Source organism: Candidatus Saccharibacteria bacterium (assembly GCA_017983775.1).
GTDB lineage: Bacteria > Patescibacteriota > Saccharimonadia > JAGOAT01 > JAGOAT01 > JAGOAT01.
On the sequence record JAGOAT010000023.1, the window covers coordinates 1 to 13,227 of the forward strand.

Below are 13,227 nucleotides of genomic sequence, written 5' to 3' on the forward strand. Positions count from 1 at the left end.
AAAAAGAGCTTGCAAGCCCACTGCGTGATGCGTTGAGGCGAGGGGATATTACTTTACCAGAAGGAACCCTGCTACACGGTATGGGTATGTACGGATACGATGCTGATGCAGTTCGAGGAGTATCCGAGATGGGTATAGTCAGTGGCGAGCTGATAGGCGTTACTGAAGATGCTGAGACGCACGGTTGTGCTGACTTTTTCCGTGTCCCGAGAGATACGAACATAGGCGCTTATTTTGATAGTGCTAAAGAACTAGTAACGGTGGATAGCTTGCGTATTCAACGTGGAGAAAGGTTATTGACAAGGGGCGTAGTCTTTATCGTAGATGCTCAAGCGGAAGGTGTTCCAGAGCTTCTGGAAAATGATGGCTATCGTAAGGAAGAAATGTCAGGGTTTGTATCACCTCCGCTTATGAGAACTCCAGAAGACACCTCTGCGATATTAGGTGGTGTACCCCGAGGTGCTATAGCAGGAGTTGTAGTCAGTGACAGACTACTTGCGAGTACTGATGTAGCTCAAGTCCTTTCCGGATGCTTTCCTGATGTTCCAGTTTTTAACCAGACAGGAATACCCCTACAGGCTGTCGCTTGATTGGGTTCAACAGTTTTTAGGTACATGTAATTTGCTAACAAAGCAGATTGCAATAACAGAGGTGAATAACAACAAACTTTTTGTTGGTTGTTGGGCGATTTTTTAGTACCGACCCCTGTTAGTGATTGTTGGGTGAAAAGGCAATACAAACCATTTTTTAGCATCGACGTATTTTTAGGTAGGCAGTGCGTTTACAGGATTTTCTAAAATCGAAGCTTTAGTGGGTAGGGGGTGTAATTATGGTATAATTATCTGTGATGCGATGACCGAGAATAGGTGGTAGCTTGCAAAGCTACATACGGTAGGGTAATGGCTACCTCGCATCTCCAATTAAATTATGACAGCACAAGATTATATCCAAACAAAACTTGAAGAGCTAAAAACGCCTCTTGGCTTAACTAGGCTCACGAATAAGGAAGAACTTATTGAGGCAATATTTCGCTATGTTATTTCAAAGAAATTCCGAAAATATGCACTATCTCCTGAAGCATCCGAGCATCTTCGAGCCTCGATTACCAAGAATATTGAAGCTGGCGAACCAATCAAAGCAACTTTAGTCTTTGGTGGGTATAAGCTATGGCGATTTGACGAGTCGCCAGAAGTAGATTGGGCTGAGCTTTTCTCGTTTATGTTTTACTCAAATTGGATGAAACCAATTTGTGAGGTTTATGAGCACGGTGTTTGGTACGACTTTTTCTCTGATGACGTAATTGTTCCAATTATTAACAATGTTCCACGAGACGATATGCAAGCCTATAGGGATAGCTTCGAGAAGCTACTTCGTTTCCTAAAGCCGTATCAGCCAGATAATCTAAATATGACCTATAACCGGGTTGGCGACCAATACGAGAGTTTTGAAGCTTTCAGTGCTGACCTTGAAGCACAGAAAGATTCTTTGTCTGCAAGTCTTGAGGGTGGTTATCCCAAGCTTGATGATACGGCTAAATCAGTCCTTGAACTCAACGTAAAGTTGACCGATGAACAAAAAGCCGACCCGATGTGGCGAGAGAAAGTTCAGCTTTTACACGACTCCTATATGCAAGTTGGTGGTCGCCGACCATATTACCGAACCCCTGATAAGTTCAATATAATGACGACACCTTTTAACGGTATGCTTTCAGTCGGTACTACCAAAGACTCAATTATGAAATTCTGGATTGGCACAGGAGTGTTAAAGCCTAGAGATGACGGTTTCAGACAAATCGTTTTATCACCAAATCAGCTAGAAAAAACTAGCTTTGATTGGCAAGATGTTAATCTTGGCATTGAGGGCAAGAACTTCAATAAAATCAGGGTATCTAAAGACTAGTCTTCGTATTCAGCCCTAATATACTCAGCACCGCTCGGGTCTTCTAGGACTACGTTCTCAAACTCTTTCGTGTCGGCAGATTCTAGCGGAGGTAGCTCAATCTTTTCTTGTGGTTCTTGTGTTGCGTCATCGCTCATAGTCTTATTCTACCTCACGAACTCAATAGCCGACATACTCTCTGGCTTAACCAAGCATAGTAGAAGCGATTGGATTTTATCTCGTCTCCGTTTTAGCCTAGGGTAGTTCGTAAGGAGTTGATGTAACGCTTCAATAATGGGTTCAGCTGGTGCGTTCTTCTCTCGACCAGAAGGAACTTTTTCTAAATCTGCCATCAAATCATATTGTGGATTTAGTATTATAATGGCGGTCGTATTCTTTACGGCAGCGTGATTTTGGTTTTGGGTTGCTGTATAATACTGCTAGGTGGGCTATTAGCTCAGTTGGTAGAGCAGTTGCCTCTTAAGCAAACGGTCACAGGTTCGAGCCCCGTATAGCCCACCAGGTAATTAGCTATAAACAAGAAAATTCACAAGGTTGTAGCTATGGTTGCACAAGGCAACCAGTTTCCGATGGTCAGTAAAGTTCGCAAAGTTTTATCACGCCATCCAACCAAATTTGTCCAAACCCTCTTTTATTGTTTCCAACCCCCCCATGCCCCTGTCACCTGCTACAACCTCCAGCCCGTCACCTTTCAAAATCCTCTAAGGATTTATGGGATATCTAGCATTTTGCATCAAAAGACTATCCAAATATCAGCAGAGTTGGATCCCCCGTAAACTCCTATGGAGTTTCGGAGGATGACAGACAAGGGAGGGGTTTGGAGGATAACAATACAAGGTTGGGTTTCGGAGGATGATAATACGGGGGTTCGGAGTATGGCAGTTATTTCTATTTTTGTATCAACAAGATAAAAGTAGCTAGCAGCGTCTGGGTCTAGTGAGTTGATTTTGATATACTATGAATATGAGCACGAGCATAACTGACCCAATCCAACCCAAAGGCTTTCGCGATCTGAGTATCAATCAACAGTTCGAATTTGATCACTGGATCCAGACTATTACCAAAGTCTACAAGTCTAGGGGATTCATGCCACTCAGGACTAGTGCTGTCGAGCTGAGCTCGGTATTGCTCGCCAAGGAGGGAGGAGAGACTACCAAAGAGATTTTTATGATTCCGAGAGCCAAGCATGATTTGGCATTGCGGTTTGATCTAACGGTTCCTTTGGCTAGGTATGTAGCCGCCAACCAACAAGACATCAAGTTTCCTTTCAGGCGCTATCAGATAGGTCAGAGCTGGAGAGCGGAGAATACTCAGTCAGGCAGGAAGCGGGAATTTTATCAAGCAGATATTGATATCATTGGAGATGATTCCATCTATGCTGACGCAGATGTGATCATTAGTGCTATCAAGGCTTATCAGGCACTTGATATCGAGGCCATAGCAAGAATCAATCATAGAGAGTTGTTGGCTAATATGGTAAGACAAGCAGGAGGAAGTCAGATCACTGAGGCTTTGCGCTTGATTGATAAGCGAGATAAGCTCGACAAGATCAGGTTTGGAGAGTTGTTAACTGGGCTAGTTGACGATCCCAAATCTATTACGCAATATTTAGACCAGGTTTATCAGTTAGGTCAGCTTGATGCACTGCAGGAATCAGGATTGAGTCAGCTAGATTATTTGACAAAGCTGGGGGAAATTTTAGCTCGCGAGGTGGGAGTTGGAAGTTTTTGTTTTGACTTTGGGTTGGCTAGAGGTTTTGATTATTATACTGGAATGGTCGTCGAGTTCTTTTTACCAGGAAATAGCACTGCAGTAGGGAGCGGGGGAAGATATGATAACCTGATTAGCGGCTATAGTTCAAGAAGCTTAGGAGGTGTCGGTTGTTCTATCGGTGTTACTAGACTATTTGACCACATTAACCCTTCTGGTCGAGGCACTCTCTCTGAATACTTGATCGCGATACTTGACCCTGAATACCTAGGATTCGCTCAGAGTGTTAGGCTAAAGGTAGAAGAATTGGGAGGTAATTGTCAGATCTATACCGCAAGTAGTAAGCTCAAGCATATCTTTGATTATGCAGATAGATGGGCAATTGATAAATTAATCATAATTGGATCTGATGAAATTGATTCAGGTCAAATCAAGATCAAAGATCTCAAGACAAAGCTTGAAGAAACTATTGAGGTCAAGGAGCAGAATTGATGAAGCTAATTTCTTGGAATGTCAATGGGATCAGAGCTGTTTTACGCAAGGACAAGCTTCTACCCATGATAGAGGCCGAAGATCCTGATATCCTTTGTCTGCAAGAGATCAAGGCGGATCCCGAACAGTTTGAGCTCGATCTACCGGGGTATCAATTGATAATAAATAGTGCCAAGCGTAAGGGTTATAGTGGGACAGCTATATTGAGTAAATTGCAACCAATAAGGATAATTAGGAATTTTCCTGAGAAATTAGTCAATAGTAGTCAGCCAGATCAATATGGGGATAGTAATCAAGAGGGTAGGATCTTGGCAGCTGAATACCCTGATTATTGGCTAGTCAATGTCTATACGCCGAATGCAAAAGATGATTTGAGCAGGATACCCCTCAGGCGAGATTACTGGGACTCAAGTTTTTTAAGGTTGCTTCAAAGCTTAGAGCAAACCAAGCCTGTCTTGACTTGTGGAGATTTCAATGTTGCCTACACCGAAGATGATCTTGCTAGACCAAAGCAAAATCAAGGCAAGAAAGGATTTACGGCCGAAGAGCGGACAGGGTTTGGTAATTATCTAGAGGCAGGCTTCATCGATACATTTAGATTGTTTCATCAGGGAAATGGACATTATAGCTGGTGGAGCAATTGGGGCAAAGCTAGGGAGAATAATGTTGGATGGAGGATAGATTATTGGCTGGCAAGTCAAGGACTCAAATCGAGAATTGTAGCTGGAGATATTTATCCAGATTATCTTGGCTCAGATCACTGTCCAATCGGTATAGAGTTAGACTAGATACCTCTTGACAAGATATCAATACTCCAAAAGTCGCGGACAGTCCGCGACATCTCCAATCTGGTAGGGTAGCAAAAGTCGCGGACAGTCCGCGACAAAAAATGTGGTGTAGTATGGAGGGTGGTATTGGGCTGGATTTAAGCTCTTGAATAAGTTTGGACAATCAGGTATCATACTAGGTATGGCAAAAAAAGGAGCAAGACAACTAATCGTACTAGTAAATAAAGCTACTGGCACACGTTATTTGACGAAAAAAAACAAGACTAATACAACAGACAAATTGGTCTTAAAGAAATATGATAGAAAAACTAGAAAAGTAGAAGAATTTACAGAAACCAAGACCAGTCTTGGTTGATAACAATTGGAGGGAATATGAAGAAAGTTAAGAAATTTTTACCAATAATTTTGTTTGTTGGACTGATTGGGGTGTTTGGATACCTGATTTTTAAGGGAGATTCCAATCCAGAATCGACCGAAGATCCAGCCTCGGTGGAATTGACCGACCAGCAAAAACAGGCCCTACTAGAGGGTCATGCTAAGCTGAGTGAGGGAGCTAATATTAATGTAGTAGAGTTTGGTGATTTTCAGTGTCCAGCCTGTAAGGCAGCTGAGCCAGAGATAGAAAGAATACTTGGTCTTTATGGTGATCAAATCAATTTCTATTTTCGTCATCGACCACTAATGTCTATTCACCCAAATGCCAAATTGGCTGCAATCACCTCAGAGGTGGCAGCTACAGAAGACAAGTTTTGGGAGATGCATGACTTGCTCTACCAGCGTCAAGCTGACTGGAGTAGTCTAAGTTCTACTCAGGTAATCGATACTTTTGCTAGCTATGGTACAGAATTGGGATTTGATACTGCTGATTTCAGAGATCAGATTCTTGGTGAGACTGGCAAGGGCAATATCAATCGTGATGATGATTTGGCAGAGGAGCTTGAAGTCAATGGTACTCCAACCTTCTTTGTCAATGGTCAAAGGCTAGCAAGTGTCAGCGAACTGGAAGATAAGATCAAGAGTTTAATCAATGGAGACTCAGACGCTGATAAAGCAGATGTCAGTGATGATAGCTCAGATTAAAATAGCAAGTTAGTTAGCTAGAGTAAAATAAAAAAATAAACGAGGAGTAAAATGAAAAAAACCAAAGTAGCAATCAATGGTTTTGGCAGAATTGGCAGGAGTGCCTTTAAGATAGCCATGACCAAGCCTGAGCTTGAGATAGTTGCTATCAACGATTTGACTGATAATAAAATCTTGGCTTATCTATTGCAAAATGACAGTAATTATGGTCGATATCATAAGGAAATTAGCTATGATAATAAATCGATTACGGTTGGTGGACAGCAGATTAAGACCTTTAGCGAACGAGATCCAATCGAGCTACCTTGGAAAAAACTTGGTATTGATGTAGTAATCGAATCAACTGGTAGGTTTGTAACTTATGAAAAAGCTTCTAGGCATATCAGCGCAGGTGCCAAAAAGGTAGTAATATCAGCCCCAGCTAAGGATGATGATCATAAAGTCAAGACAATCGTAATGGGAGTAAATGATCTTGACTTGAAACCTGAAGACAAGATCATTTCCAATGCCTCTTGTACCACCAATTGTCTTTCACCTGTGGTCAGGGTGATAGAAGATCATTTTGGGATAGATAAGGCGATGATGACTACCGTTCATTCCTATACAGCATCTCAGGTATTGCAGGATGGCCCGAGCAAAAATGAACGGGATAGTCGAGCAGCGGCTGAAAACATTATTCCGACTACAACTGGTGCAACTAAAGCAACTGGCAAGGTGATCCCTTCGATTGAGGGCAGATTTACTGGGCTAAGTATTCGGGTACCTACACCAGTAGTATCTCTTTGTGATACCGTTTTCTTGCTAAAAAGTAAGGCTAGTATAGAGCAAGTCAATCAAGTTTTGGAAAAAGCCTCTAGGACTAGGAGATTTCAAAGGGTTCTAGCTACGACTAGTGAGCAACTTGTTTCCTCGGACTTTATTGGGGATAGCCATTCGGCAATTGTCGACCTCAATCTTACTCAAGTGGTAGGTGAAAATATGCTCAAACTTGTAGTCTGGTATGACAATGAGTGGGGATACTCTAATCGCCTGGTCGAGGTAGTCCAAAAGCTCGGTAATGTTTAGAGTTCATTTAGCCAACGACCATGGGGGTTTTTTGCTCCGAGAAGTAGTAGTAGAATGGGCAAAATCAAGAGACTATCAGCTGATTGACCATGGTAATTCTGTACTTGATCAGGCCGATAATGATTTTGAGTATGCTAGATTGGCACTTGGTGGACTTAGGCAAGATTTAGAATCAGGATTAAAGTCTCGAGCAGTGTTGATATGTACTAGTGGGATAGCCATGACTATTCAGGCTAATCGTAGCCGAGGTCTTCGGGCTGTCTTGCCAATCAATCTAGAGCATGCCAAAACTTCTAGAGAGCATAATGATTGCAATGTTCTTGCTCTTGGTGGTAATTTTCATAATAGAAAACTAACTAAAGAGATTCTGGATATTTGGTTTGATACTGATTATCTAGGATTTGATCGCTACAATTTTCGCAACAAAGCATTAGATGATTAAATTATATCCTGCCCTTTTAACAAATCAGCCTGAACAAATGGTTGAAAGTCTAGGGTTTGTTCAACAGGGTAGCTTTGAGGGGTTGCATATTGATATTATTGATTCAGCAGCTGGCCAGCAAACCTTAAATCTTGATCAAGTATTAGGGATACTTGAAGCTAGTCAAGTCGATTTGAATAAGATTGATCTTCATCTGATGAGCCAAGCTGCCATTGATCAAGTAACAGTTACTAGTACCTCAGCTAGGGTGATCTTGGAGTATGAGATTGATCAATACTTGGTAGAACAAAGGATCATAGAGTTTGCTAGTCGAGGTCTAAAGACTAAGATTGGTCTTGCGATTGCCCCCAAGACTGAGCTTGAGTCAATCAAGCATTTAGTAGACCAGATCGGCCATTTGCTTTTTATGGCAGTAGAGTTTGGTCAGCAAGGTAATAATCTGGATCAAACAGTATTTGATAAAGTTCGACAAGCCAGGCAAGAGCTATCAGGGATAGAATTTGGCTGGGATGGCGGGGTTAATCTTGATAATCTTAGACAAATTGATAAATTGGTAAATCTGATAAATGCAGGTAGTGCAGTTTATGCCAGTAAGGATATTTTGAGAGCATATAATAGTTTGATACAATAAGCATAAGCATGATAGATCAAAGAGCTTTAGAGCTAAAAGCTAATAAGATTAGACAATTAGTTGTCGAGATGTTAATTGCTGCTGGCAGTGGGCATACTGCTGGACCATTGGATTTGGCTGACATCTTTGCTACTTTGTTTTTTGCAGTCATGAAGTATGACCCTGACAATCCTGATTGGGAAGAGCGAGATTGGTTGATTCTTTCCAATGGACATACTGTACCAGTACTTTATGCCTCAATGGCACTTGCGGGATATTTTCCAATCTCTGAGCTTAAACAGTTGAGAAAATTTGGTTCACGACTTCAGGGTCATCCCGAAAGGTTACGATTATCAGGTCTAGAAAATACATCTGGACCACTTGGCTCTGGACTCAGTCAAGCTGCTGGGGTAGCCTTGGGGCTGAAGCGAGACAATAGGAAGAATTTTGTTTACGTAATCAATGGCGATGGTGAGCTTCAAGAAGGTAATATCTGGGAGGCAGTGATGTTTGCGGGGAAATATCGCCTGGGCAACCTGATTAGTATTATTGACCGTAATTATATTCAGATAGATGGAATGACCGAAGATGTAATGCCATTAGAGCCACTAGCTGATAAATATCGAGCTTTTGGATGGCAGGTTTTTGAGATCAATGGTCATAATCCATCTGATATCTACGATGCAGTTTCTCAAGCAAAGGCAGTGCAAGATAAGCCAAGCGTGATAATCGCTAGAACTATTCCTGGTAAAGGGGTAGATTTTATCGAATTTGATTACCGTTGGCATGGTTATGATCCAGATGCTTCACATGCCAAGCGAGATTATCAATTGGCCTTAAAGAAACTGAGAAGTCTTGATGGTAAGATCAAAGGAGAAGATCAATGAGTCAAGCGGAAACATTAAGAAAAGGCTTCGGTGAGGGGCTGGTGTCTGTGGGTGAACAGGATGATCGAGTTTATGCACTCTGTGCTGATCTAACAGAATCAACTATGATGGCAGAGTTTGCTTCTAAGTTTCCGGATCGTTTTGTTGAGATCGGAGTAGCTGAGCAAAATCTAGTAACGGTAGCTAGTGGACTTGCTGCAATCGGTAAGATTCCATTTGTCACTAGCTATGCAGCTTTTTCACCAGGTAGAAACTGGGAACAGATTCGAACGACAATTTGCCTGAATGATCAGCCGGTCAAGATTGTCGGTTCGCATGCTGGGTTGTCTGTGGGGCCTGATGGTGCTACCCATCAAATGCTTGAAGACATTGCTCTGATGAGAGTTCTGCCCAATATTGATGTTGTAGTCCCTGCTGATTACAACCAGGCAAGACTTGCTACGATTGCACTTGCGCGGACTGGTCGTCCTGGATACCTGAGGCTGGCTAGGGAAAAGACTATAATTATTGAGCCAGCACTCGACTTTGAACTTGGTAGGGCTCAAATCCTAAGATCAGGCAGTGATCTTTCAATCTTTGCTTGTGGACCGATGGTCGCTCAAGCCCTGGAGGTAGCTAAGCAGTTATCAAGCTTGCAAATTGATGCCGAGGTGATCAATATCCACACTATTAAACCTCTTGATAATCAGGCTATCCATCAGAGTATAGCAAAGACAGGTCTTGGCTTCAGTATTGAAGAAGGTCAGATTGCAGGTGGTATGGGTAGTGCAATTGTTGAATTTTTGGCTGAAAATTTACCTAGTAGATTCACTAGGATTGGAGTGCGAGATCGATTCGGTCAATCTGGTAGTGTAGATCAACTTTGGCAAGAGTATGGATTGAGTATTGAGGGGATAAAAGAGCAAATATTAAATATAGTTAGGGAGGTCAGATGACTAATCAAGCCACTAAAAAAGATAACAAGAAGACTAAGTATGATTGTATCTGCATCGGTGATATTGTTACAGACGCATTTATTAGGCTTGAGCCTGAGTACACCGATTTAATCGAAGATAAAGATAGACGATACTTAAAGATCGAGTATGGTTCAAAGGTACCTTTTGAATATGCCAAGATTGTCCCTGGCGTAGGCAATGCTGGTAATGCAGCCAGAAGTTTAGCAAGACTTGGTCTTGATGTAGCTATTGTGACCAATGTTGGCGATGATCAACATGGCATGGAGCAGGGTCAGTCATTATTGGATGACTTGATCTCACTTGAGTTTGTCAAGGTTAATCACCGTACACCTTCAAATTACCATTATGTACTTTGGCACAGAGAGGAAAGGACAATCTTGATCAAGCATGAAGAGTTTGATTACTATTGGCCAAGAATACCTGAGCACAGTACTCCTGAGTGGGTTTATTTGACTTCACTTGGTGATCATGGTGCAAAAGTCTACCCAGAACTTACTGGCTGGCTTCAGTTGAATTCGCAGGTAAAATTAGCATTTCAGCCCGGTACCTTCCAGTTAAATCTTGATCAAGACAAGTATTTTTACGAGCGAGCTGAAATCGTGGTACTAAACAAAGAAGAGGCAGCAACATTGTTTGGGACTCATCCAAGTGATATTGCCAAAAATGCTCAGAGTCTAATTAAGCTTGGGGCTTTGATCGCAGTGATCACTGATGGTCCAGATGGATCTTATCTTTTAGCACCAGATAAGGGATTCAAGCAACTTCATAAGATTAGTCCTTTTCCAGATTTTCGTCCTCCAGTCGAACGAACCGGTGCCGGAGATAGTTACGCATCTACTATGATTGCTGCAGTAATCAAAGGTCAAGACCTCAATACGGCAATGCGCTGGGCTGGTGTTAACTCTGCTCATGTCGTGTTAGAAGTGGGGGCTGCAGCTGGTCTTCAGAGGCAAAACCAGATAATGATTGATCTAGAAAATGCCCCTGAAGACTATAATCTGTATAAAATAGGTTGACTAATTTAATTTCTCCAGATATAATTGCTTAAGTTATGGTAGTATTAAGATTAAATCGAGTTGGACGCAAGAAGCTTGCACTTTACCGTATTGTAGCGATTGATAAGCGCAAGGCTGTATCTGCTCGTCCTTTGGAATACCTGGGTAGGTACAATCCTCACAATAAAGAGCTAGTTGTAGATAAAGAGGCAATAAAAGCTTGGCTTGATAAGGGTGCTCAACCCTCAAATCGTTTGGCAATTATTCTCAAACAATCAGGTCTGAGCTTGCCAAAGTGGGTCAAGATTAATAGCAAAAATAGGTCAGTCAAAGATCCAGAAAAAGCTCAAAACCAAACTAGGCAGCCAGAGGAAGTAGTAGAGACGATTGAAGAAGTTGTCGAGGAAATTCCAGCAGAGGCTGAACAACAAGATTCTAATCAAGAGAGTTAAGTTAAATCATATAGGAGGTAGGATGGATTATCCTGAGATAGAGTTTGTAGAGCTAGTAGTAAGACAACTGGTTGCTAATCCAGATCAAGTCAAAGTAGAAAGAATCTTGGATGAAAAAGGAGTATTGTTGGTACTGACTGTAGATGATGAAGATTTGGGTAAGGTTATTGGTAGGGGAGGTGCTACTGTAAATGCGTTGAGGTCACTATTGAGAGTATTGGGAGCTAAGAACAATGCTAGGTATGCTTTGAAGGTAGATGACCCCAAGAATAGCACTACTCAATCAGCCACCAATTCACGACCAGCTCAGGCAGAGGGTCTGACAGAGCAGGCAGTGGAAGTACCTTCATCGCCAGAAGACGAAGTAGATCGTGAGCTTGAAGGACTAGTCAGCGACCTAGATCTATAGTTCTGGTGGCCTTTCGATTTGATATTATTACACTTTTTCCAGAAGCATTTCAGGGATTAGGGCATAGTATGCTCTATCAAGCCCAAGCTAATGGTTTGATAGAGTTGCATTTGCATAATCTTAGAGATTATGGATTGGGTAAGCGTAAACAAGTTGATGATCAGGTTTATGGAGGAGGAGCAGGGATGCTACTAATGGTAGAACCAATAGTATCGGCACTTGAGAATGTCAAAAAAACCGTTCCTAATGCAAAGGTCGGGCTATTGACTCCAAGAGGTAAGCTTTACAACCAAAGGCTGGCTACTGAGTTAAGTCAAGCAGAGGGTTTGACTTTAATATGTGGGCATTATGAGGGAGTTGACGAAAGACTAAATGATTATTTGGATTTTGAAGTTTCGATCGGGGACTATGTTTTAACTGGAGGAGAAATACCAGCAATGGTTGTGGTTGACAGTGTGGCTAGATTGATTGATGGTGTATTGGGAGACACAGAGAGTAATATGGATGAGAGCCATAGTTATCAGTTGCTTGAGTATCCCCAATATACTAGGCCACTGGATTTTAGGGGAAAGAAAGTGCCAGAAATATTAGTATCAGGAGATCACCAGGCTGTTATTGACTGGAGGCGAGAACAGTCTATAACCAAAACCAGAAAGAGTCGCCCTGACCTTTTGGAATTATAGGATTATGAACCCAGCAATTGTTCTCAAGCAGTGGATCAGGGGTCAGGAAGCGATTAGTCAATTGGCTACTGCTAAGAAAAATTTAATTGTCTTAAGGTTGGCAATATTTTGTTTGAGTTTAGCTACTATTTTGATTTATCTTGGAGAAATATTGCAGAATTTGGCAGGGTATCAAGGAGAACATGCGGTAGAAAGTTTTTTTGAGAATAATTCGATTGCAGTTGTGATCTTATTCGTAGGGATTATTGCCCCTATCAGCGAAGAGTTGATTTTTCGCTTACCGCTGGATGGTAGAATTGGTTCTATAGTAGTAGCTTTAATTACTGTCTTTAGTATGCTGACAGGCTTGATGATACCTGGAGCTATCTTAGCTCTAATAATATTCTTATTGTCGAGGAGGGGTAGACTATCTTATCAGTTAAAATTTAAAGGTAGGCAGCAGATATGGTTGGTATTGTTTAGTGCTATGGCATTTGCCTTTTTTCATGGCTATAACTTTGAAAATATTGATCAGTTCTGGTGGCTGTGGCCATTCCTGGTGTTACCACAGTTTATTTACGGATATGTTTTAGGAGTTATTAGACTAAGGTTTGGTTTTGGTTATGGAGTGATATTGCATAGTTTAATCAATCTGTTGGCTTCAATCTTAGCAATGGCTAGTCAGCGAACTAGTGATCAGCTATCATATTATCAGTCAGATGGCTGGGTAAGTATATTGCTTGTGATTGTATTGATTGGTTGGCTTTAGTCGGTTTGGAA

The 13,227-nt window shown here is 41.7% G+C and carries 17 protein-coding genes and 1 tRNA gene; 17 read left to right on the plus strand and 1 reads right to left on the minus strand.

All coding sequences use genetic code 11. The features are described from left to right. Window positions 1-590 (plus strand): hypothetical protein (locus KA531_03170; GenBank protein ID MBP6005873.1); only part of this gene is annotated, 590 nt, incomplete at its 5' end. A 337-nt stretch (window positions 591-927) separates the two neighbouring features. Further along, on the plus strand, window positions 928-1,899 hold the full coding sequence (locus KA531_03175; protein ID MBP6005874.1) for a hypothetical protein: 972 nt from the start codon (window positions 928-930) through the stop codon (window positions 1,897-1,899). On the opposite strand, the gene KA531_03180 is transcribed toward KA531_03175, so the two are convergent. Further along, entirely contained in the window at window positions 1,896-2,036 is a 141-nt protein-coding gene (locus KA531_03180; GenBank protein ID MBP6005875.1) for a hypothetical protein, read from the minus strand. The two genes, KA531_03175 and KA531_03180, sit on opposite strands and share 4 nt — an antisense overlap. A 288-nt stretch (window positions 2,037-2,324) precedes the next feature. Here KA531_03180 and KA531_03185 point away from each other — a divergent pair. From KA531_03185 to KA531_03255, 15 genes are all read left to right on the plus strand, one after another. Next, window positions 2,325-2,400: transfer RNA gene (locus KA531_03185), tRNA-Lys, on the plus strand. Window positions 2,401-2,862: 462 nt separating this feature from the next. Next, window positions 2,863-4,101: a histidine--tRNA ligase gene (hisS, locus tag KA531_03190; protein MBP6005876.1), complete on the plus strand. Its 1,239-nt coding sequence runs from the start codon at window positions 2,863-2,865 to the stop codon at window positions 4,099-4,101. Further along, entirely contained in the window at window positions 4,101-4,889 is a 789-nt protein-coding gene (xth, locus tag KA531_03195; protein MBP6005877.1) for an exodeoxyribonuclease III, read from the plus strand. Before hisS ends, xth begins: the two co-directional genes overlap by 1 nt. Window positions 4,890-5,070: 181 nt before the next feature. Beyond that, window positions 5,071-5,244, plus strand: coding sequence for a 50S ribosomal protein L33 (gene rpmG, locus KA531_03200; protein ID MBP6005878.1), 174 nt, complete (start codon window positions 5,071-5,073; stop codon window positions 5,242-5,244). Between the two features lie 17 nt (window positions 5,245-5,261). Next, on the plus strand, window positions 5,262-5,969 hold the full coding sequence (locus tag KA531_03205) for a thioredoxin domain-containing protein (protein MBP6005879.1): 708 nt from the start codon (window positions 5,262-5,264) through the stop codon (window positions 5,967-5,969). A 51-nt stretch (window positions 5,970-6,020) separates the two neighbouring features. Continuing rightward, on the plus strand, window positions 6,021-7,034 hold the full coding sequence (gene gap, locus KA531_03210) for a type I glyceraldehyde-3-phosphate dehydrogenase (protein MBP6005880.1): 1,014 nt from the start codon (window positions 6,021-6,023) through the stop codon (window positions 7,032-7,034). Next, window positions 7,027-7,476 (plus strand): RpiB/LacA/LacB family sugar-phosphate isomerase, encoded by a 450-nt coding sequence (locus KA531_03215; protein ID MBP6005881.1) that lies wholly within the window; start codon window positions 7,027-7,029, stop codon window positions 7,474-7,476. Before gap ends, KA531_03215 begins: the two co-directional genes overlap by 8 nt. Continuing rightward, window positions 7,469-8,107 carry a hypothetical protein gene (locus KA531_03220; protein ID MBP6005882.1) on the plus strand — a complete coding sequence of 213 codons (639 nt, stop codon included), beginning with the start codon at window positions 7,469-7,471 and terminating at the stop codon, window positions 8,105-8,107. Before KA531_03215 ends, KA531_03220 begins: the two co-directional genes overlap by 8 nt. Window positions 8,108-8,115: 8 nt before the next feature. Continuing rightward, entirely contained in the window at window positions 8,116-8,973 is an 858-nt protein-coding gene (locus KA531_03225; GenBank protein MBP6005883.1) for a transketolase, read from the plus strand. After that, entirely contained in the window at window positions 8,970-9,908 is a 939-nt protein-coding gene (locus KA531_03230; GenBank protein ID MBP6005884.1) for a transketolase family protein, read from the plus strand. Before KA531_03225 ends, KA531_03230 begins: the two co-directional genes overlap by 4 nt. Beyond that, window positions 9,905-10,945: a carbohydrate kinase family protein gene (locus tag KA531_03235; protein ID MBP6005885.1), complete on the plus strand. Its 1,041-nt coding sequence runs from the start codon at window positions 9,905-9,907 to the stop codon at window positions 10,943-10,945. The genes KA531_03230 and KA531_03235 overlap by 4 nt, the downstream gene beginning before the upstream one ends. A gap of 35 nt (window positions 10,946-10,980) precedes the next feature. Continuing rightward, the gene (gene rpsP, locus KA531_03240; GenBank protein ID MBP6005886.1) at window positions 10,981-11,376 is read left to right on the plus strand and encodes a 30S ribosomal protein S16; all 396 of its coding nucleotides are present in this window, start codon (window positions 10,981-10,983) and stop codon (window positions 11,374-11,376) included. A 22-nt stretch (window positions 11,377-11,398) separates the two neighbouring features. Next, entirely contained in the window at window positions 11,399-11,785 is a 387-nt protein-coding gene (locus tag KA531_03245) for a KH domain-containing protein (protein ID MBP6005887.1), read from the plus strand. Window positions 11,786-11,790: 5 nt separating this feature from the next. Beyond that, window positions 11,791-12,468 carry a tRNA (guanosine(37)-N1)-methyltransferase TrmD gene (trmD, locus tag KA531_03250; GenBank protein ID MBP6005888.1) on the plus strand — a complete coding sequence of 226 codons (678 nt, stop codon included), beginning with the start codon at window positions 11,791-11,793 and terminating at the stop codon, window positions 12,466-12,468. A gap of 4 nt (window positions 12,469-12,472) precedes the next feature. Further along, window positions 12,473-13,216: a CPBP family intramembrane metalloprotease gene (locus KA531_03255; GenBank protein ID MBP6005889.1), complete on the plus strand. Its 744-nt coding sequence runs from the start codon at window positions 12,473-12,475 to the stop codon at window positions 13,214-13,216. Window positions 13,217-13,227: the final 11 nt, after the last annotated feature.

What these genes read in the sequence shown, in the direction of transcription:
- gap (MBP6005880.1), top strand. Translation starts at nt 6,021, where the DNA reads ATGAAAAAAACCAAAGTAGCAATCAATGGTTTTGGCAGAATTGGCAGG.
- KA531_03225 (MBP6005883.1), top strand. Translation starts at nt 8,116, where the DNA reads ATGATAGATCAAAGAGCTTTAGAGCTAAAAGCTAATAAGATTAGACAA.
- xth (MBP6005877.1), top strand. Translation starts at nt 4,101, where the DNA reads ATGAAGCTAATTTCTTGGAATGTCAATGGGATCAGAGCTGTTTTACGC.
- KA531_03245 (MBP6005887.1), top strand. Translation starts at nt 11,399, where the DNA reads ATGGATTATCCTGAGATAGAGTTTGTAGAGCTAGTAGTAAGACAACTG.
- KA531_03205 (MBP6005879.1), top strand. Translation starts at nt 5,262, where the DNA reads ATGAAGAAAGTTAAGAAATTTTTACCAATAATTTTGTTTGTTGGACTG.
- KA531_03220 (MBP6005882.1), top strand. Translation starts at nt 7,469, where the DNA reads ATGATTAAATTATATCCTGCCCTTTTAACAAATCAGCCTGAACAAATG.
- hisS (MBP6005876.1), top strand. Translation starts at nt 2,863, where the DNA reads ATGAGCACGAGCATAACTGACCCAATCCAACCCAAAGGCTTTCGCGAT.
- rpsP (MBP6005886.1), top strand. Translation starts at nt 10,981, where the DNA reads ATGGTAGTATTAAGATTAAATCGAGTTGGACGCAAGAAGCTTGCACTT.
- KA531_03230 (MBP6005884.1), top strand. Translation starts at nt 8,970, where the DNA reads ATGAGTCAAGCGGAAACATTAAGAAAAGGCTTCGGTGAGGGGCTGGTG.
- KA531_03180 (MBP6005875.1), bottom strand. Translation starts at nt 2,036, where the DNA reads ATGAGCGATGACGCAACACAAGAACCACAAGAAAAGATTGAGCTACCT.
- KA531_03235 (MBP6005885.1), top strand. Translation starts at nt 9,905, where the DNA reads ATGACTAATCAAGCCACTAAAAAAGATAACAAGAAGACTAAGTATGAT.
- KA531_03175 (MBP6005874.1), top strand. Translation starts at nt 928, where the DNA reads ATGACAGCACAAGATTATATCCAAACAAAACTTGAAGAGCTAAAAACG.
- KA531_03215 (MBP6005881.1), top strand. Translation starts at nt 7,027, where the DNA reads ATGTTTAGAGTTCATTTAGCCAACGACCATGGGGGTTTTTTGCTCCGA.
- rpmG (MBP6005878.1), top strand. Translation starts at nt 5,071, where the DNA reads ATGGCAAAAAAAGGAGCAAGACAACTAATCGTACTAGTAAATAAAGCT.
- KA531_03255 (MBP6005889.1), top strand. Translation starts at nt 12,473, where the DNA reads ATGAACCCAGCAATTGTTCTCAAGCAGTGGATCAGGGGTCAGGAAGCG.